This is a genomic window from uncultured Flavobacterium sp., from assembly GCF_963922255.1.
Taxonomy (GTDB): Bacteria; Bacteroidota; Bacteroidia; order Flavobacteriales; family Flavobacteriaceae; genus Flavobacterium.
Genome location: NZ_CAWUIC010000013.1, coordinates 17,407 through 35,054, shown reverse-complemented (window position 1 = coordinate 35,054; position 17,648 = coordinate 17,407). Strand labels below are relative to the sequence as shown.

The window sequence follows — 17,648 nt, the reverse complement described above, 5'->3', positions numbered from 1 at the left end:
AATCTAAATTTTTTCAGAAATCTTGTATCGTTCTTCGTTGTTTTTTGTTCTTAAAATTATTTCTCCAAGAAAACCAGCTAAGAATAATTGTGTTCCAATTATCATGGTGGTTAAAGCGATGTAAAACCAAGGATCTCTTGTGACTAAAATGGTTGGTAAATTATGATATAACTTCCAGATTTTCATAAATCCAATATATCCAGCTGCTAAAAAACCAAATATGAACATTACTGTTCCTAATAAGCCAAATAAATGCATAGGTCTTTTTCCAAATTTTGAAATAAACCAAATAGTTATTAAATCAAGAAAACCATTTATAAAACGACTTACTCCAAACTTAGAACTTCCGTATTTTCTGGCTTGATGAATCACTACTTTTTCACCAATTTTTCCAAATCCTGCATTTTTAGCTAAAACAGGAATGTAACGGTGCATTTCACCAGAAACTTCAATGTTCTTTACGACTTTGTTTTTGTAAGCTTTTAAACCACAGTTAAAGTCATGCAATTTTACACCAGAAGTTCTTCGAGCTGCCCAATTGAATAATTTAGAAGGAATATTTTTGAATATAACAGAATCATATCTCTTTTTCTTCCAACCCGAAATTAAATCATAGTTATCCTTTATAATTAAGTCATACAATTCTGGAATTTCATCCGGACTATCTTGTAAATCTGCATCCATAGTAATAATCACATCACCTTTTGCTTGAGCAAATCCGGCATGTAAAGCTTGACTTTTTCCATAGTTTCTCAAAAAACGAATACCTTTTACATTTTCATCTTTTTTGGACAATTGTTCAATGGTTTGCCATGAATTATCCGTACTTCCATCATCTATAAAGAGAATTTCATACGAAAAGTTATTCGCAAGCATAACCTTTGCAATCCATTGGTGCAACTCGGGTAAAGATTCCTGTTCATTTAATAGAGGAATAACTATGGATAAATTCATTTAGTATTGGTCTTTTGGTTTGCTTTTGAAAATAGCTGCTAAAATTAATCCGAAAATTGAGCTAAATATAATACTAAATGCTGCTCCTTTAATTTGACTAATGGTTTCAAATTGATTTGTTTCAGACATGCCTTCTACAGCTTTTTTGATTTCAGAAGTTGGTGTTCCAAATTTTTTCATCATGTTAACTGCAGATTCAATAGATAACTCTTGAACTGTATCTTTTAATGAAGGATCAATTACATTAAAAAGTAGAATGTTAAAAACTACTGAAATTGCAATTCCAATAACAGCCGAAATAAAATAGGTAGTAAAAGCATCTTTGAAAGAGAAAACTCCTCCTAATTCTTTTCTGGTTTTAATTAATAAATAGATTCCAATTGCTAAATATATTAATATGCTTACAAGTCCTAGCCACCATGCTGTAAATAGCTTAATGTCTACCAAATAGATAAATCCTGTTATTAAGATAGAAATCACACCCGTGATTATTCCAAAAGTAATTCCGTTCTTTTTAATAATTTCGTTCATGGTTAGTTTGTTTTTAATTAATTTACAAATATAGAAATAATAAAGTTTACCTATATAAGTGATAAAAAAATAAAAAAAGTTACAGAAGTGCTTGTAAATTAAAAATTAAGTGTAAATTTGCACTCTCAAAATATAAAAGATTATAAACAAAAAGTTATAGACGTTTATACCTTTTTCAGTAAAAAGAGAAAGCATCAGAACGGTTTATAGCCAACAAATAAAAAGATTTACAAAGATGAAAAAAGGAATTCACCCAGAAAATTACAGATTAGTAGCTTTCAAAGACATGAGTAACGATGATGTATTTATTACAAAATCAACAGTAGAAACAAAAGAAACAATTGAACACGAAGGTGTTGAATATCCAGTTTATAAAATGGAGATTTCTAGAACGTCTCACCCTTTTTACACAGGTAAATCTAAACTTATCGATACTGCAGGACGTATTGATAAATTCAAAACTAAATATGCAAAATTCGATAAAAAATAATCGAAATTTTTCTAAAGATATAAAACCTTCCAAATTGGGAGGTTTTTTTATGGAATAAACTTTGTAACTTTGAGCTTTCAAATTAAAAAATCATGAACTATATACTTTTTGACGGAACTGTTCGCAATGCATTACTACCTTTTACTTTCACAAGACCAGTAGCTGATATTCGTGTTGGAATTTTGACTATCAGAGAAAAATGGGAAATGTATTTAGGATACACAACCACTTCTTTAACTGAAGAATATTTGATGGAAAAATTTCCTATGGTTGAAATGGAAGAAAATGTAATGATTAATGCTTCTTTTTTACCGAATGAAATTTTGGTTGAAATGATTATGAATTTAGAAAATAATCAGGCAATAACATACAAAGAAGAAATTGTTGCTTTTTATACAAATGATACGCAAGAAGAAGTAGATTTTGATTCGTATGATTTAATTGAATTTGAAGATGAGGTTTTACAAATTGTAAATACTTGGGATATTTTTGAAAAGAACGATATCGCAATCCGAGAAGATTATGATTATTTGACACAAGATAGAAAATCACAACCTATTCCAAAAAGTGTAAACGTAATTGCACCAGAAAATGTATTCATTGAAGAAGGAGCAAAGCTAGAATTTGTAACCTTAAATGCATCAACAGGACCAATCTACATTGGAAAAAATGCAGAAATAATGGAAGGTACAGTCATTCGTGGGCCATTTGCACTTTGTGAAGAAGCTCAAGTTAAATTAGCTTCTAAAATTTATGGTGCTACAACTGTTGGCCCTCATTGTAGAGTTGGAGGTGAAGTTAATAATTCGGTACTTTTTGGCTATTCTAATAAAGGTCATGATGGGTTTTTAGGAAATTCTGTTTTAGGAGAATGGTGTAATATTGGAGCTGATTCTAACAATTCCAACCTTAAAAACAATTATGATGAGGTTCGTTTATGGAGCTATGAAACCGAAGGTTTTGCTCGAACTGGATTGCAATTTTGTGGATTAATGATGGGTGATCATTCTAAATGTGGCATTAACACTATGTTCAATACAGGAACGGTTGTTGGAGTTTCTACTAACATTTTTGGTTCAGGTTTTCCACGTAATTTTGTACCCAGTTTTTCTTGGGGTGGAGCTTCAGGCTTTACAACTTATGTCACTAAAAAAGCTTTTGAAACAGCAAAAATTGTAATGAGCAGAAGAAAAGTAGAATTCACCGAAGAAGATGCCAAAATAATGGAACACATTTTTGAAGAAACTAAAAAATTTAGAAAGGAGTAATTAGTTTCTTGTCTTAAATTTTAATAAATTACTGTTCGTAAACATCAATTGAAATGCTATTGAAAAAGAATGTATAAATTAAATAGAAAATAGTAGAAAGAAACAAAACCGTTAAAAAGAAATATAAAATATTGTTTTTAATTCTTTGGTTTTTATCTTTTTTGCAATTTTCTCTAATTTCAGCCAACAATTCTGGTGAAGTTTTAATATGGTCTTCTGTTAGGACAATTTTATTTCCTGTATAATTTTTCCAACTATTTCTTCTTTTGTCTTTTAATAATGCTTTGTTATTTCGCATGGTATGTATTGCATGCATCATAGAACCTTCTCCAGCCATAATCTTTATTTTAATAATTATACGAACCAAATTACCAAAAAGTTACAAATTTAATTCGTGAATTTGTGGTTCTTTAATTTTTACCTAAATTTGCCAACTCAATTTTTTGACAACGATTTCATCAATTGAGCAAACTTATGGAAAACAAGAAAAAAGTAGCATTTTACACTTTAGGATGCAAATTAAATTTCTCTGAAACTTCAACAATAGCGAGAAATTTTAAAGAAGAAGGTTTTGAACGCGTAGATTTTGAAGAAGTAGCTGATATGTACGTTATCAATACATGTTCGGTTACCGAAAACGCTGACAAACAATTCAAACAAATAGTCAAAAAAGCCTTAAAAGTTAATGAAAATGCATTCGTAGCTGCTGTTGGTTGTTACGCGCAATTAAAACCAGAAGAATTAGCAGCTGTTGATGGTGTAGATTTGGTTTTAGGAGCCACAGAGAAATTCAAAATCACAGATTATATAAACGATTTGTCTAAAAATGACATGGGTGAAGTGCATTCATGCGAAATTGAAGAAGCTGATTTTTATGTAGGAAGTTATTCTTTCGGAGACAGAACACGTGCATTTTTAAAGGTGCAAGATGGTTGCGATTATAAATGTACCTATTGTACCATTCCATTGGCTAGAGGTATTTCGAGAAGTGATACGATGGAAGGTGTTTTGAAAAATGCTAAAGAAATTTCTGCAAAAGGAATCAAAGAAATCGTTTTAACTGGAGTAAATATTGGTGATTACGGAAAAGGTGAATTCGGAAATAAAAAACACGAACATACTTTCTTAGATTTAGTTACTGAATTAGACAAAGTAGAAGGAATTGAACGTTTGCGAATTTCATCCATAGAGCCAAATTTATTGAAAAATGAAACTATTGAATTGGTTTCAAAATCAAGAGCATTTGTACCTCATTTTCATATTCCATTACAATCAGGTTCAAATGATATTTTGAAAAAAATGAAACGTCGTTATTTACGAGAGTTATATGTAGATAGAGTCAATAAAATTAGAGAAGTAATGCCTCATGCTTGTATTGGAGTAGATGTAATTGTGGGTTTTCCTGGTGAAACAGATGAACATTTTCTTGAAACATATCATTTTTTAAATGATTTGGATATTTCTTATTTACACGTTTTTACGTATTCTGAAAGAGACAATACAGAAGCAGCTGAAATGGATGGAGTAGTGCCAAAGAATGTTCGTGCAAAAAGAAGTAAAATGCTACGTGGATTATCTGTGAAGAAACGAAGAGCTTTTTATGAAAGTCAAATTGGAACCAATAGAACCGTTTTATTTGAAAGTGAAAACAAAGAAGGATATATTCACGGATTTACTGAAAATTATGTAAAAGTAAAAACACCTTGGAATCCTGAATTGGCTAATACATTGCACGAAATTAAATTAACACATATTGATGATGATGGAAGTGTTCGATTAGAATTTTTAAATGTTGAGGTTTAAAAAAAAGGTTAAATTATTATATAAAAAAATGCTCTTTGTTTAAAAGAGCATTTTTTGTTTTTTATATTTTTAATCCTGGAGGAAGCATTTCTTGGTAACGTCTATTTTTTCTAAAAAATTTCACTAATCTTATATGAGTAGGGACAACTTTTAAATTGCGTTCTTCTGCAATTGCTAATACATTTCTTATAAATTCGTCTTGAATGACTAGATCTTCATTTTCGTTTTCGCAAAACTTTGTTAAGAATATTTTGCGATCTTGTAAGGAATATTCAATAGCAACTAATCCAGAGTCTGTAGTTATTTCAAATTGTCTAAGAAGTTCGTTATCTTTGATTTCCATTTTGATTGTATTTGAAAACAAAGTTACGAAATTTTTCCTAAATATCTTATGAATAAGATCCCTGTTTATTTAATGCCTGGTTTGGCTGCAAGTTCTACAATTTTTGAGAATATTAAATTGCCTGAAGAAACTTTTGAAATTTATTATTTGGAATGGTTTTTGCCAAAAGATAAAGAAACAATCGAAGACTATGCTTTTCGAATGACAAAAAAAATAAAGCATAAAAATCCAGTGTTAGTTGGAGTTTCTTTTGGTGGAATTTTAGTGCAAGAAATGGCTTTACATATTAAAACTAGAAAAGTAATTATCATTTCAAGTGTTAAATCAAATCTTGAACTTCCTTTGCGGATGAAAATTGCTAAATCTACAAAAGCATATAAAATAATTCCAACGAGTTTGTTTTCAAATATAGAGGCATTGGCAAAATATGCTTTTGGAGAAAATATAGTTAGTCGACGATTAAAGCTTTATGAAAAATATTTGCAAATGCGTGACAAAAAATATTTGGATTGGGCGATAGAAAACGTAATTTTATGGCGAAGAACAAAACCAGATGGGAATATTCTTCATATTCATGGTGATGCGGATGCAGTTTTTCCAATAAGACACATTAAAAATAGTATTGTATTGAAAGGTGCAACGCATATTTTAGTCATAATGAAGTATAAATGGTTGAATGAAAATTTACCTAAATTAATTTTAAACAATGAAGATGATGAAACAAAAACTTAAAAAAGCGTTACAAATAATAGGAATTATAACCATAAGCACCTTATTTATTTATGCGGCCTCAACTAAAATTTCAAGAAATAGCCCAACAGTTCCTTATCCTTCAGGGATGAATTTTGCAGGAGAAGTTGTTCCAACCGATGATAACGATGTAAGTGAACGCTTGGATAGGGAAATGGTTACTAATATTAATTACCATTCTAATACAACATTGGTTATTAAACGGGCAAATAAGGTGTTTCCAATTATAGAACCAATTTTAAAAGCAAACGGAATTCCAGATGATTTTAAATATTTGGCTGTTATAGAAAGTAGTTTGGTAAATGCAGTTTCTCCAGCAGGAGCAAGAGGTGTTTGGCAATTTATGCCTGCAACGGCTAAAGAATATGGAATGGAAGTTTCGGGTGATGTAGATGAGCGTTATCATTTAGAAAAATCAACTGAAGCTGCTTGTAAATATTTGAATGATGCTTACAAAAAATTCGGGAATTGGACATTAGTAGCTGCATCATACAATGGGGGAATGGCTGGCATCAATAGGGTTTTAGAAGCACAACATGTGTCTAACTATTATGATGCTTTGTTTTATGAAGAAACAGGTCGCTATGTATTTAGAATTTTAGCACTGAAAGAAATTATGAAAAATTCACCAAAATATGGATTTGATATTCCTGAAAATGAGTTATATGTTAGTGTACCTACAAAAAAACTGCAAGTAGAAAATTCTATCGATGATTTGGCAATATTTGCAAAAGAACAAGGTACGAATTATAAAACCTTAAAAGTATTAAATCCTTGGCTGAGAGATAAAAAATTATCCGTTACTGGTGGACGAACTTATTTAATAGAAATTCCAGATTAGAGATTGAATTTTCGAAATAAAAAAAATCACAAACTAGTTTATCTAATTTGTGATTTTTTATTTTCTGCTAACAGCTAATTAAATTCGTTTAAGCTGTTGTTTTAGCATATCAATCTGTTCTTTCAACATATTGTGTTTATCTAATTTTTTGGCTTCATTTAGGTATTTAGTAGCTTCCATTTTTCTTCTTTTGGTTAAAGAAATTCCAGCTAATTGTAGTTTAGCTAAAGCTAAATCTTGATCCATACTTAAGCCTAATTCTATGGCTTTTTTGAAAAACTTTTCTGCTAAAGTCAAATTTGTTTGAGAAACCATAATTCCGTTTAAGTAATTATAATAACCTTGTTGTTTTCTTACTAAAGCAGTTTCTGGATTTTTTATTTTATCTAACCAAGACTTCGCTCCATCCATATCTTGTTTTCTCAATTTCATGAAAGCCATTAAAATTAATTCGTTTTTGAAGTATAAGAAAATGAAAATTATTGAGAATAATAAAAGAAAAATTCCGTTTCCAATGTTTCCTTCCGTGAATTGATATACTGCATAAGCGATGATTAAACCTGCTAAAACTAACTTGATATTCTTGTTAAACATACTCTATTTTTTAATTTGGAGCAAAGGTAATAAATTCTAACTAAAAAATATTTTAAAAACTACTTGTAAATGAAAAAAACCTTTGTATATTTGCACTCGATTTATAGGAAGCTATAATAAAAAGTAAAATAGATTTTTAAAGATATAAAGCAATGAGCAAGAGAACGTTTCAACCATCGAAAAGAAAAAGAAGAAATAAACACGGGTTTATGGATAGAATGTCTACTCCTAATGGTAGAAAAGTCCTTGCACGTAGAAGAGCAAAAGGAAGACACAAATTGACTGTTTCTTGTGAACCAAGACATAAAAAATAATGATTAGTTTCTAATCAATATTAAGCCGTTACTTTTATTAGTAGCGGCTTTTTTTTAAACTTGTTTATAAAATTTAATAAGTTTCAAATCTCAAAATTTATTTTCTAAAACAAAGAGGTTAATTTTGAAAAATACATCAAACTACAAACAACAACACATACAAAATGCCAAAAGACAATTCAATCAAATCGGTTTTAATTATAGGTTCAGGTCCAATTGTAATCGGACAAGCTTGTGAATTTGACTATGCAGGTTCGCAATCAGCTCGTTCGCTTCGTGAAGAAGGAATTGAAGTAATTTTGATAAATTCTAATCCGGCTACCATCATGACAGATCCAACAATGGCTGATCATGTATATTTAAAACCACTTACAACAAAATCTTTAATTGAAATTCTAAAAGCTCATCCCCAAATTGATGCTGTTTTACCAACTATGGGTGGACAAACGGCTTTAAATCTATGTTTAGAAGCTGATGACAAAGGGATTTGGAAAGACTTTAATGTAAAAATGATTGGTGTTGATGTAAATGCAATCAACATTACAGAAGACAGAGAACAATTTAAACAACTTTTAGCTAAACTTGGAGTTGGAGCAGCACCAGCAAAAACAGCTACTTCTTTCTTACAAGGAAAAGAAATTGCACAAGAGTTTGGGTTTCCATTAGTAATTCGTCCTTCCTTTACTTTGGGTGGAACAGGAGCAGCTTTTGTACACACGAAAGAAGAATTTGACGAAAAACTATCTTATGGTTTAGAAATGTCTCCTATTCACGAAGTTCTAATTGATAAGGCACTTTTAGGATGGAAAGAATATGAATTAGAATTACTTAGAGATAAAAATGATAACGTAGTAATTATCTGTTCTATCGAAAATATGGATCCAATGGGAATTCATACAGGAGATTCTATAACTGTTGCACCAGCAATGACTTTGTCAGATTCAACTTATCAACGTATGCGTGATATGGCCATTTTAATGATGCGTGCTATAGGGAACTTTGCTGGTGGTTGTAACGTACAATTTGCCGTTTCTCCAGATGAAAAAGAAGATATTGTAGCTATCGAGATTAATCCAAGGGTTTCTCGCTCTTCAGCTTTGGCTTCTAAAGCTACGGGTTATCCAATTGCCAAAATTGCAACGAAACTAGCTTTAGGTTATCACTTAGATGAATTGCAAAATCAAATTACAAAATCAACTTCGGCTCTTTTTGAACCAACTCTTGATTATGTAATCGTAAAAATACCACGTTGGAACTTCGATAAATTTGAAGGAGCAGACAGAACGTTAGGACTTCAAATGAAATCTGTAGGGGAAGTGATGGGAATTGGACGTTCGTTCCAAGAAGCACTTCATAAAGCTACTCAATCACTAGAAATTAAAAGAAATGGGTTAGGAGCTGACGGAAAAGGTTATAAAAACTACGAACAAATCATTGAAAAACTAACTTTTGCGAGTTGGGACAGGGTTTTCGTAATTTATGATGCTATTGCTATGGGAATTCCATTGAGTAGAATTCATGAAATTACTAAAATAGACATGTGGTTCTTGAAGCAATATGAAGAATTATTCCACTTAGAAAGAGAAATTTCAAAATATAAAGTTGATACTTTGCCAAGGGAGTTGTTGTTGGAAGCTAAGCAAAAAGGATATGGTGACCGACAAATTGCTCACATGATGGGTTGTTTGGAAAGTCAAGTGTACAAATTGCGAGAAGAGCAAAAGATAAACCGAGTTTATAAATTAGTGGATACTTGTGCAGCAGAATTTAAAGCTAAAACACCTTATTATTACTCTACTTTTGAAGCTGAAATTCAAAAAGCTGACGGAACAACTTATGTAGATAATGAAAGTATCGTTACTGATAAGAAAAAAGTTATCGTTTTAGGTTCTGGACCAAACAGAATTGGACAAGGAATTGAGTTTGACTATTCCTGTGTGCATGGAGTTTTAGCAGCCAAAGAATGTGGTTATGAAACGATCATGATTAACTGTAATCCTGAAACCGTTTCTACGGATTTTGATACAGCAGACAAATTATATTTCGAACCAGTTTTTTGGGAACATATCTACGATATCATTCGTCATGAAAAACCCGAAGGAGTTATTGTACAACTAGGTGGACAAACCGCTTTAAAATTAGCAGAGAAACTTTCTAAATACGGAATTAAAATATTAGGAACATCTTTTGATGCCCTAGATTTAGCAGAAGATAGAGGACGTTTTTCTGAATTATTAACGGAATTAAATATCCCTTTCCCTAAATTCGGAATTGCTGAAAGTGCTGAACAAGCTTCTCAATTAGCAGATACTTTAGATTTTCCATTGTTAGTTCGTCCTTCTTATGTTTTGGGTGGTCAAGGCATGAAAATTGTAATTAACAAACAAGAATTAGAAGAACACGTAATTGATTTATTAAAGTCAATTCCAGGTAATAAATTATTATTAGATCATTATTTAGATGGAGCTATAGAAGCAGAAGCAGATGCTATTTGTGATGCTGATGGAAATGTGTACATCATTGGAATCATGGAACACATTGAGCCTTGTGGAGTGCATTCTGGTGATAGTAATGCGACTTTGCCACCTTTTAATTTAGGTGAATTTGTAATGCATCAAATCAAAGAACATACACACAAAATTGCTAGAGCTTTAAAAACAGTTGGATTAATCAATATTCAATTCGCAATTAAAAATGATACGGTGTACATCATTGAAGCTAATCCAAGAGCCTCTAGAACCGTTCCATTTATTGCAAAAGCTTATGGTGAACCTTATGTAAATTATGCTACAAAAGTGATGTTAGGTCACAATAAAGTAACAGACTTTACTTATAATCCACAATTAAAAGGCTATGCTATTAAGCAACCTGTTTTCTCTTTCAGTAAGTTTAAAAACGTAAACAAAGCATTAGGTCCAGAAATGAAGTCTACAGGTGAAAGTATTTTGTTTATTGATGACTTAAAAGATGATCAATTCTACGAATTGTACTCGAGACGTAAGATGTATTTGAGTAAATAGTATAAGTAGTAAGATAAAAAAGTCCTCGTAATAGAGGACTTTTTTGTTTAGACTCTAAAAAATGTGCGAGTAGCACATAAACAACTTTTTTTTAAATTATTGTTAACGTGTTTGTGTATGATTTCGTTGCGTGTTTAAGCACTAAAGTTAGCAAATAAATCACAGATAGAAAGTCCGCGAGGACTTTCGTAAGTAAGCTATAACTAGCAATGAATTATACACGGTGTTACCACCAGTTTTTTATTCCGAGCAATTCTTTCATTCGGTCGTTATATCTATATAGAATTCGATGTTCCTCCAAAGTTCCATACATTTTTTCGGGATACTCAATTTCAAATCCGTGTTCTTTAGATTTTAATTCCAATTGTTCAATAATTTTTTTTGAGTATTCAATTCCATTTCCAAGTAAGTATCTTTTTCTTCCAGCAAAAAAGTCCTGTTCAGCCTTTTTAATATTGAATTTATTATAGAATTCAGGTGCTTTAGTTGAATCAATTTTATTTGAGATATGGTAATCATATATTTTAAATTCGAGACTATCTTTTTCTCCAATTCCCTCAATAAACAAGAATTCTTCTCTTAAGTTTTTTGTTTTTGGATTTACGGTTATTCTACAATAGCTGAAATATTTATCTGGGATTTTAAAAACACCAAGAGAGTCAGTTTTCAAAAGAGTAGTATCCTTTTTATTTGTAATTAAAATATCGTGTTTTCTTTTATTCAGATACGCAAGAGTTTTGTCAGTAGTCGATTCCGTAAATTTATCGTCTGTATCTCTATATTTCAAGACCTTTACTTTTCCGACTTTCGTTTCCTGCGCAAGTAGATTTTGGAATATTCCAGCCGTTAGAATTAGTAATATGTATTTTAAATGTCGTTTCATCCAAATTGGTGGTAACGGTCTTGGCTATGGTTTCGTTGCGGAATAGTTCGGCAGAACTATTCCGCCGTAAACCAAAGTTAGCAAACACGCAGGAATTTCCGAGAGGAAATTCCGCCGCAATGAACTATAGCCGTTGTTGCCCACAGTTATTTTTTAGGTGTCAATTTAAATTCTGTCCTTTTATTTCCTCCCATTCCCCAAAGTGAAAAATTGGTCTCCACGTCCATAATTCCTTCGTATAGAATCCAATAGCCTTTTTCTAAATCAAATTCGGCTGTTGCTTTATGTGACATTTTCATAAATGTCTTTTTATCAGTTTTATCTTTTGAAAACATAGTCATCATTCCATTTCCAAAATCTCCTGAAACGTATTCCTCAATGTCATATTCGATTACTGCAATTTTATTTCCATTTAGGTTTTTTAGGTCTTTAAGTCTGACGACGTTTTTCTTGTAAAGAGTGTCTGCTTTAAAGTTTTGATCCATTGAAACCATACTAACTTTCAAATCCCATTCATCACCAACTGCAACGGGTTTTGTTGGAAGTTCAAATAGAATAGAAATCAGATTTTTTTGAGCCTCTTTATAATAGAAACTTAATAATTCTCCTTCAGGACTGACTTTTCCTCTTAAAACCACATTTCCATTCATTTTTGCCATTCCTGAAAATAAAGTTTCGGTTGTATCTGCTTTGTCTTTTTTGAGCACCATAGAAATGTCCACATTTCCATTTTTGTCTGGAAATAGTTTTGTTTCATATTTCAAGTCGGAAAGTTGTTCTTGCATTGCTTTAAGCATTCCGCTCATTTTTTTCGCAATCGAATCATTTTCGGGTTGTTCTTTACTTTTCTCAAGAATCACATCTTGCATTACTGTTTTATAGGTAAGAGTATCAGTTATTTTCCATTTCAAATCCACAGTTTCTTTTTGCTGTGCATTTAATGAAAATGCGATTAGTAAGAATGGTAGTATCAGTTTTTTCATAATTGTGGGCAACTCGTTTATATATGACAAAAACTTTCGCTTTAACACCTAATTTAGATGAATACACGAAAGTTTGTTTCGTTTTATATATCAAATATATAAAATTATTTCTTTTAAATTTCTTTGAGGTTTACTAAAAATAAAAAAGCACAATCTCAAATTGAAATTGTGCTTTTTTATTTTGAAATTATTTTGAATTATCCACCCATTTTTTCTTGAAATTCTTCCATAGTTACTTTCTCAAATCCTTCTGGAACCATGAAAGCTTCTTTTGGTAAATCTTTAGAAACTTCAGTAGCTTTTAAGTTTAAAGTAGATTCTGGAGTAACGATTGTCATTTCTAAAGGAAATCCTTTTAGTTTAGATTCTTTAGTTGAAGATGTCATTTTGATATCGTCTGTTACATAAAATTCACCTGTTTTATCATCTTGATAAGTAACAGTTGCTTTATAACATTTATAACCAGCTATTTCTTTAGTAGTAGCTTTATCTAAAGTTACAGTAGCAATATTGTCTAAATCAGCCATGTCAACACCTTTTGCAGCATTGTCATCTAATTCAATAATTTCATATTTGTTACCCATTGCATCCATGGTCATTTTTGTAGAGTTTGGCTCGTTGATTTTTTTGTACACTTTTGTTAAAATCATTCCTCCCATCATATCTACTTCTACGGCTACATTATCTTTGTCAAAATAATTTGTCATTATGATGTCGCCCATCATTGCCATTTGTTCGTTGTCGCTAGTCATTTTGTATTTTACAACACCACTAGACATTGTTTGACCAATTGAACTAATAGAAGCTAATAGCAAAAGGCAAATTGAGATTTGTTTAATTTTTTTCATTTTATTACGTATAAATTTTTTTATAAAAGTATTAAAAAAAGTAGAGTTACAAATTATTTCAGATTAAAATCTAATGTAATGTTAACTTGCTTTGATAATTTTTTACTAACTACATTTGGAATTTTAATGTCAAAATCATCAACATTAACTATAAAATCAGACACTAAATTGATACTTTCACCATTCTTTTTTAATTTTGCTTTAATATTTAAATCTTTGGTTTTTCCGTGTAATTCGAGTTTTCCTTTAATAGTGTATTCTTTTGCTGTTGAAGCTAATTTTGAAATTTCAAAATTTTCTATTTTGCCTTTAAAAGTAGCTTTTGGATATTTACTGCTTTCAATATAATTTTCATTGAAATGTTCTTCCATCAAAGCAACTTTAAATCGAAAACCCTTCATAAGTGCTAAAGCTGCTATTTCACCGTTTTCTGTATTCAATATACAAGTAACGGTTTCGTTTTTGGCCTTAACTTCCTCAAAAGAAGGAACTGAAGCTTCAAAAGTTATTGTTCCGGTTTTGGTTATTTTTTTCTCTGCAATAGGCGAAAAACTAACCAGCAGAAATAGGAGAGCTGTAATGATTTTCATAATTTGTTTTTTTAATTAATTTATTAAGCAATAACTATTCCAATAATCCATCTGTGTTCCATTTAATAATAACATCAATAGTTTGTTGAGGTAATTTGCCAGTTTGTGGCATCAATTGTGGATCTCCAACAGGTCTAGAAATTCTGTCAATCAATCCATTATTCAAAACGGCTTGTTTTACTTGGTTATAATTTGTTAACGAGAGTCCGGCATTTGGATTAGTATTTCCATGACAATTTAGACAATTGTTATTGATTATGTTTTTTACATCAGTATTATAAGTTATAATATTGATTGTGTCATTTTTTTCTATTAAATCATCTTCTGAGTTATTTGTACAAGAAAAAAAAGAAATTATTAACATTGTAATTATTGTTTTTTTATATATCATAGTTGTTTTTTGTATAAAGTTAATAATTTTTATTAAATTTGGAATAAATAATTTATTAATGAAAAAAAAAGTAATTTTATTTTTTCTTTTAATTTGTGTTGTTTCTTTTGGAGTTTATAGCTATTTGTACAAGGCACACAGGAATATTTCTGACGAAAAAGCTTCTTATACTTTTAAAACAAACCAATTGATTGAAGAATATTCTAGAGATGAAAATTCAGCTAATTCTAAATATTTAGATAAAGTAATTGTTGTTTCTGGAAAAATTACCCAAGTTAACATAGCAGAAAAGTCTATAACTCTTGATGAAAAATTATCAGGATTGGTAATTGACGACTTGTCTAACCTTAAAGTGGATGACTCAATAACTATTAAAGGTAGATTTTTAGGGTATGACGAATTATTAGAGGAAGTTAAAATGGATCAAATAAATTTAAATTAAAAACCAATTACTATGAAAAAAAATTACTTATTTAAATCTTTGTTGCTTGCACCAATAGCAGCTTTATTATTCTTGTCTTGGTCTAGTGGTTATACTGGAGCGAGTGTTACAGGTTCACCAGGTGATGGGAATTCAACATGTACACAATGTCATGGAGGTGGAAACTTTAATGCTTCTGCAACAATAACCACTAACATTCCTGCTAGTGGTTATGCTTTGAATACTGCTTATAATATTACAGTTACTGTTACACAATCAGGATCATCTAAAAGAGGTTTTCAATTAACTGCTGAAAATTCTTCAAATACTAAAGTAGGAAATTTTACTGCTGGAACAGGAAGTCAAGTTTTTAATAGTGGAAAAACAGTTTCACATTCAACTGCAGGAAATACACAATCTTCTTGGACTTTTACATGGACTTCTCCAGCAACAGATGAAGGTACGGTTACATTCTACACTGCTGTTAATTGTACTAATGGAAATGGAGGAACAAGTGGTGATCAAGTAGTTACGGCAAGTTTGCCAGTTGGAGTTTTAGGAACGGAAGATTTCTTTTCAAAGCAATTTTCAATTTATCCAAACCCAACATCTGACAATTTTTCAATTGAAATGCCAACAAACGTTTCTTCTGCTGATATTTCTATTTTTGATTATTTAGGAAGACTTGTATCAAATCAAACAATTTCTTCTTCAAGTACTTCTATAAATGTTTCGGCATTAAATTCTGGAACTTATATCGTATATGTTGCCACAGAAGAGGGAGTTGCTAAGAAAAGATTAGTTGTAAAATAGTTTTATGAAGAAAATAATTATTACACTTTTTTTAATTCCTTTATTATCATTTGCACAAGATGATTTACTAAACGAAATAGATACAGTATCAGTTGATAAAAGGGTTAATTCGTCTTTTAAATCTTTAAAAATAATTAATTTAGAATCTACAAAATTAGCTTCCAAAGGTGATTTGTATTTTGTAGTTTCTCATCGCTTTGATTATTTAAAAAATGGTTTTGATGATTTTTTTGGATTAGACAATGCTAATACGAGATTACAATTTGTATATGGATTAACTCCTTGGTTGAGTATTCATGCTTCTCGTAGTGGTTTTAATAAAACTTATGAAGCAGCTGGAAAATATAGTCTGATGCACCAAGAAGAAGGAGGTTTTCCTTTTGAAATTGCTGGGTTTAATAGTATTGCTATAAACACTGCTCTCGAAAAAGATTTCCTACCTTTATTAGAGTTTGAAGATCGATTAAGTTATGTAAATCAATTACTAATTTCGAGAAAATTTAGTGATAAATTATCTTTAGAATTGGCTCCAACATATTTTCATGAGAATTATGTTGTTGATGATAATCAAGATAATAGTCAGTTTGCATTAGGCTTTGGAGGAAGATATAAACTAACCACTCGTTGGTCTATAAATATGGATTATGCTGCTCATTTAAATAGAGCATCTAATTCACCTTTTACAAATCCATTATCCATAGGTGTAGATTTAGAAACTGGTGGACACGTTTTTCAAATGCATTTTACCAATGCACAAGCCATGCATGAAAGTGGTTTTCTCGGAAATACAAGTGGAAAATGGAGTGATAGTGAAATCGCTTTTGGTTTTAATTTAGTCAGAGTATTTTAAATAAATAAATCCCAATCAATTACGATTGGGATTTTTTAAAATTTACTGTAACATTATAATTGGAAAGATTTTCAATTGACTTTTCGGATGTATGATCAAATTTATCTTCTAATATTTTGTTTTTTTTCTTTTGATTAATCCTAATTACACAATCATAAAAACGTCTTATTTCTTCTAAATTTGACAGAATTAATGTTGGAACTTTAGCATTATTTCCTTCCTCGTCTTTGGCAACCATTGTAAAATAACTTGAATTGCAATGTTTTACTTCACCTGTTTTTATGTTTTCAGAAATAACACGAATTCCTACAACCATAGAACTATTTCCAACATAATTTACAGAAGCTTTTAAAGTCAATAATTCTCCAATTTCAACCGGATTTAAAAAATCAACTGTATCAACAGAAGCAGTTACACAATATAAACCCGAATATTTTGAAGCACTTGCAAATGCAATTTGATCCATTAGCTGTAATAAGTAGCCTCCATGGATTTTGCCACTAAAGTTAGAATGTGAAGGAAGCATCAATTCAGTTAAGGTAATTTTAGAGGCATCTATTGTATTGGTTTTGTTACTCATAATTATTTGTTGAAATGAGGAGATTTTTCGGCAGAAACACTTTTTATAAAATAACGAGTATCACCCCACCAAAAAAATGTTCTATAGCGTTCAATATATTCAACTTTTACATATTGACCTTGCAATTCTTTTAGCTTTTCAATAGCTTCAGGATTATTATCCATAACAGAAAATGAAAAAATTTGAGCTCCAGAAATTCCTTGGCTGATTTCTCCTTCCCAAGTTTTTACTACATACCCCTTGTGACTTATTTTTATCAATTCTCCAGAGCGAACACCTTCGCTATAAGAAACATAATACACAAAAACAAAGTAGCCAATTAGAAACAATAGAAATCCTAATGCTCCATACAATAATACTTTCATAAATTTACTCATAGTT

At 30.6% G+C, this 17,648-nt stretch carries 22 protein-coding genes; 10 read left to right on the top strand and 12 right to left on the bottom strand.

Annotation, left to right across the window (positions count from 1 at the left end; genetic code table 11):
* Positions 1-3 precede the first annotated feature (3 nt).
* Both AABJ49_RS11010 and AABJ49_RS11005 read right to left on the bottom strand, forming a co-directional pair.
* Positions 4-954 carry a glycosyltransferase family 2 protein gene (locus AABJ49_RS11010; protein WP_338378325.1) on the bottom strand — a complete coding sequence of 317 codons (951 nt, stop codon included), beginning with the start codon at positions 952-954 and terminating at the stop codon, positions 4-6.
* On the bottom strand, positions 955-1,485 hold the full coding sequence (locus AABJ49_RS11005) for a DUF4199 domain-containing protein (protein ID WP_338378324.1): 531 nt from the start codon (positions 1,483-1,485) through the stop codon (positions 955-957).
* A gap of 235 nt (positions 1,486-1,720) precedes the next feature.
* Here AABJ49_RS11005 and AABJ49_RS11000 point away from each other — a divergent pair, with 235 nt between their 5' ends.
* Positions 1,721-1,975 (top strand): type B 50S ribosomal protein L31, encoded by a 255-nt coding sequence (locus AABJ49_RS11000; RefSeq protein WP_264559324.1) that lies wholly within the window; start codon positions 1,721-1,723, stop codon positions 1,973-1,975.
* Between the two features lie 92 nt (positions 1,976-2,067).
* The gene (locus tag AABJ49_RS10995; RefSeq protein ID WP_338378323.1) at positions 2,068-3,243 is read left to right on the top strand and encodes a GlmU family protein; all 1,176 of its coding nucleotides are present in this window, start codon (positions 2,068-2,070) and stop codon (positions 3,241-3,243) included.
* Between the two features lie 28 nt (positions 3,244-3,271).
* Here AABJ49_RS10995 and AABJ49_RS10990 read toward each other — a convergent pair whose 3' ends face one another.
* Positions 3,272-3,580, bottom strand: coding sequence for a hypothetical protein (locus tag AABJ49_RS10990; RefSeq protein ID WP_338378322.1), 309 nt, complete (start codon positions 3,578-3,580; stop codon positions 3,272-3,274).
* A 137-nt stretch (positions 3,581-3,717) separates the two neighbouring features.
* Between AABJ49_RS10990 and mtaB the strand changes: the two genes are divergently transcribed.
* Positions 3,718-5,046: a tRNA (N(6)-L-threonylcarbamoyladenosine(37)-C(2))-methylthiotransferase MtaB gene (gene mtaB, locus AABJ49_RS10985; protein WP_338378321.1), complete on the top strand. Its 1,329-nt coding sequence runs from the start codon at positions 3,718-3,720 to the stop codon at positions 5,044-5,046.
* A 61-nt stretch (positions 5,047-5,107) separates the two neighbouring features.
* Here the strand turns inward: mtaB and AABJ49_RS10980 are convergent, their stop codons facing one another.
* Positions 5,108-5,389, bottom strand: coding sequence for an N-acetyltransferase (locus AABJ49_RS10980; protein WP_338378320.1), 282 nt, complete (start codon positions 5,387-5,389; stop codon positions 5,108-5,110).
* A gap of 48 nt (positions 5,390-5,437) precedes the next feature.
* On the opposite strand from AABJ49_RS10980, the gene AABJ49_RS10975 reads away from it, so the two are divergent.
* Complete coding sequence (locus tag AABJ49_RS10975; RefSeq protein ID WP_338378319.1) at positions 5,438-6,121, top strand: alpha/beta hydrolase; 684 nt, start codon at positions 5,438-5,440, stop codon at positions 6,119-6,121.
* Positions 6,105-6,980: a lytic transglycosylase domain-containing protein gene (locus AABJ49_RS10970; protein ID WP_338378380.1), complete on the top strand. Its 876-nt coding sequence runs from the start codon at positions 6,105-6,107 to the stop codon at positions 6,978-6,980. The genes AABJ49_RS10975 and AABJ49_RS10970 overlap by 17 nt, the downstream gene beginning before the upstream one ends.
* A gap of 78 nt (positions 6,981-7,058) precedes the next feature.
* Here the strand turns inward: AABJ49_RS10970 and AABJ49_RS10965 are convergent, their stop codons facing one another.
* On the bottom strand, positions 7,059-7,574 hold the full coding sequence (locus tag AABJ49_RS10965) for a DUF2892 domain-containing protein (RefSeq protein WP_338378318.1): 516 nt from the start codon (positions 7,572-7,574) through the stop codon (positions 7,059-7,061).
* Positions 7,575-7,726: 152 nt separating this feature from the next.
* On the opposite strand from AABJ49_RS10965, the gene rpmH reads away from it, so the two are divergent.
* Both rpmH and carB read left to right on the top strand, forming a co-directional pair.
* On the top strand, positions 7,727-7,888 hold the full coding sequence (gene rpmH / locus AABJ49_RS10960; RefSeq protein ID WP_035665819.1) for a 50S ribosomal protein L34: 162 nt from the start codon (positions 7,727-7,729) through the stop codon (positions 7,886-7,888).
* Between the two features lie 164 nt (positions 7,889-8,052).
* On the top strand, positions 8,053-10,908 hold the full coding sequence (carB, locus tag AABJ49_RS10955) for a carbamoyl-phosphate synthase large subunit (protein ID WP_338378317.1): 2,856 nt from the start codon (positions 8,053-8,055) through the stop codon (positions 10,906-10,908).
* Between the two features lie 226 nt (positions 10,909-11,134).
* Here carB and AABJ49_RS10950 read toward each other — a convergent pair whose 3' ends face one another.
* The 5 genes from AABJ49_RS10950 to AABJ49_RS10930 form a co-directional block, all read right to left on the bottom strand.
* Positions 11,135-11,791 (bottom strand): hypothetical protein, encoded by a 657-nt coding sequence (locus AABJ49_RS10950; protein ID WP_338378316.1) that lies wholly within the window; start codon positions 11,789-11,791, stop codon positions 11,135-11,137.
* 146 nt (positions 11,792-11,937) lie between these two features.
* A complete protein-coding gene (locus AABJ49_RS10945) occupies positions 11,938-12,774 on the bottom strand; it encodes a hypothetical protein (protein WP_338378315.1) in 837 nt (278 codons plus the stop codon).
* A 197-nt stretch (positions 12,775-12,971) separates the two neighbouring features.
* Positions 12,972-13,622: a DUF4412 domain-containing protein gene (locus AABJ49_RS10940; RefSeq protein WP_338378314.1), complete on the bottom strand. Its 651-nt coding sequence runs from the start codon at positions 13,620-13,622 to the stop codon at positions 12,972-12,974.
* A gap of 53 nt (positions 13,623-13,675) precedes the next feature.
* Entirely contained in the window at positions 13,676-14,212 is a 537-nt protein-coding gene (locus AABJ49_RS10935; protein WP_338378313.1) for a YceI family protein, read from the bottom strand.
* 34 nt (positions 14,213-14,246) lie between these two features.
* Complete coding sequence (locus AABJ49_RS10930) at positions 14,247-14,603, bottom strand: cytochrome c (protein ID WP_338378312.1); 357 nt, start codon at positions 14,601-14,603, stop codon at positions 14,247-14,249.
* A gap of 58 nt (positions 14,604-14,661) precedes the next feature.
* Here AABJ49_RS10930 and AABJ49_RS10925 point away from each other — a divergent pair, with 58 nt between their 5' ends.
* The 3 genes from AABJ49_RS10925 to AABJ49_RS10915 are packed head-to-tail and all read left to right on the top strand — an operon-like array spanning position 14,662 to position 16,687.
* Positions 14,662-15,045, top strand: a complete 384-nt coding sequence (locus tag AABJ49_RS10925; RefSeq protein ID WP_338378311.1) for a hypothetical protein — start codon at positions 14,662-14,664, stop codon at positions 15,043-15,045.
* A gap of 12 nt (positions 15,046-15,057) precedes the next feature.
* On the top strand, positions 15,058-15,837 hold the full coding sequence (locus tag AABJ49_RS10920; RefSeq protein WP_338378310.1) for a choice-of-anchor V domain-containing protein: 780 nt from the start codon (positions 15,058-15,060) through the stop codon (positions 15,835-15,837).
* Between the two features lie 4 nt (positions 15,838-15,841).
* Positions 15,842-16,687, top strand: coding sequence for a DUF5777 family beta-barrel protein (locus AABJ49_RS10915; protein WP_338378309.1), 846 nt, complete (start codon positions 15,842-15,844; stop codon positions 16,685-16,687).
* A gap of 19 nt (positions 16,688-16,706) precedes the next feature.
* On the opposite strand, the gene AABJ49_RS10910 is transcribed toward AABJ49_RS10915, so the two are convergent.
* Both AABJ49_RS10910 and AABJ49_RS10905 read right to left on the bottom strand, forming a co-directional pair.
* Entirely contained in the window at positions 16,707-17,267 is a 561-nt protein-coding gene (locus tag AABJ49_RS10910; protein WP_338378308.1) for an acyl-CoA thioesterase, read from the bottom strand.
* Positions 17,268-17,269: 2 nt separating this feature from the next.
* Positions 17,270-17,644 (bottom strand): 6-phosphogluconate dehydrogenase, encoded by a 375-nt coding sequence (locus AABJ49_RS10905; RefSeq protein ID WP_338378307.1) that lies wholly within the window; start codon positions 17,642-17,644, stop codon positions 17,270-17,272.
* Between the last annotated feature and the right edge of the window lie 4 nt (positions 17,645-17,648).

What these genes read in the sequence shown, in the direction of transcription:
- AABJ49_RS11010 (WP_338378325.1), bottom strand. Translation starts at nt 954, where the DNA reads ATGAATTTATCCATAGTTATTCCTCTATTAAATGAACAGGAATCTTTA.
- AABJ49_RS11005 (WP_338378324.1), bottom strand. Translation starts at nt 1,485, where the DNA reads ATGAACGAAATTATTAAAAAGAACGGAATTACTTTTGGAATAATCACG.
- AABJ49_RS11000 (WP_264559324.1), top strand. Translation starts at nt 1,721, where the DNA reads ATGAAAAAAGGAATTCACCCAGAAAATTACAGATTAGTAGCTTTCAAA.
- AABJ49_RS10995 (WP_338378323.1), top strand. Translation starts at nt 2,068, where the DNA reads ATGAACTATATACTTTTTGACGGAACTGTTCGCAATGCATTACTACCT.
- AABJ49_RS10990 (WP_338378322.1), bottom strand. Translation starts at nt 3,580, where the DNA reads ATGGCTGGAGAAGGTTCTATGATGCATGCAATACATACCATGCGAAAT.
- mtaB (WP_338378321.1), top strand. Translation starts at nt 3,718, where the DNA reads ATGGAAAACAAGAAAAAAGTAGCATTTTACACTTTAGGATGCAAATTA.
- AABJ49_RS10980 (WP_338378320.1), bottom strand. Translation starts at nt 5,389, where the DNA reads ATGGAAATCAAAGATAACGAACTTCTTAGACAATTTGAAATAACTACA.
- AABJ49_RS10975 (WP_338378319.1), top strand. Translation starts at nt 5,438, where the DNA reads ATGAATAAGATCCCTGTTTATTTAATGCCTGGTTTGGCTGCAAGTTCT.
- AABJ49_RS10970 (WP_338378380.1), top strand. Translation starts at nt 6,105, where the DNA reads ATGAAACAAAAACTTAAAAAAGCGTTACAAATAATAGGAATTATAACC.
- AABJ49_RS10965 (WP_338378318.1), bottom strand. Translation starts at nt 7,574, where the DNA reads ATGTTTAACAAGAATATCAAGTTAGTTTTAGCAGGTTTAATCATCGCT.
- rpmH (WP_035665819.1), top strand. Translation starts at nt 7,727, where the DNA reads ATGAGCAAGAGAACGTTTCAACCATCGAAAAGAAAAAGAAGAAATAAA.
- carB (WP_338378317.1), top strand. Translation starts at nt 8,053, where the DNA reads ATGCCAAAAGACAATTCAATCAAATCGGTTTTAATTATAGGTTCAGGT.
- AABJ49_RS10950 (WP_338378316.1), bottom strand. Translation starts at nt 11,791, where the DNA reads ATGAAACGACATTTAAAATACATATTACTAATTCTAACGGCTGGAATA.
- AABJ49_RS10945 (WP_338378315.1), bottom strand. Translation starts at nt 12,774, where the DNA reads ATGAAAAAACTGATACTACCATTCTTACTAATCGCATTTTCATTAAAT.
- AABJ49_RS10940 (WP_338378314.1), bottom strand. Translation starts at nt 13,622, where the DNA reads ATGAAAAAAATTAAACAAATCTCAATTTGCCTTTTGCTATTAGCTTCT.
- AABJ49_RS10935 (WP_338378313.1), bottom strand. Translation starts at nt 14,212, where the DNA reads ATGAAAATCATTACAGCTCTCCTATTTCTGCTGGTTAGTTTTTCGCCT.
- AABJ49_RS10930 (WP_338378312.1), bottom strand. Translation starts at nt 14,603, where the DNA reads ATGATATATAAAAAAACAATAATTACAATGTTAATAATTTCTTTTTTT.
- AABJ49_RS10925 (WP_338378311.1), top strand. Translation starts at nt 14,662, where the DNA reads ATGAAAAAAAAAGTAATTTTATTTTTTCTTTTAATTTGTGTTGTTTCT.
- AABJ49_RS10920 (WP_338378310.1), top strand. Translation starts at nt 15,058, where the DNA reads ATGAAAAAAAATTACTTATTTAAATCTTTGTTGCTTGCACCAATAGCA.
- AABJ49_RS10915 (WP_338378309.1), top strand. Translation starts at nt 15,842, where the DNA reads ATGAAGAAAATAATTATTACACTTTTTTTAATTCCTTTATTATCATTT.
- AABJ49_RS10910 (WP_338378308.1), bottom strand. Translation starts at nt 17,267, where the DNA reads ATGAGTAACAAAACCAATACAATAGATGCCTCTAAAATTACCTTAACT.
- AABJ49_RS10905 (WP_338378307.1), bottom strand. Translation starts at nt 17,644, where the DNA reads ATGAGTAAATTTATGAAAGTATTATTGTATGGAGCATTAGGATTTCTA.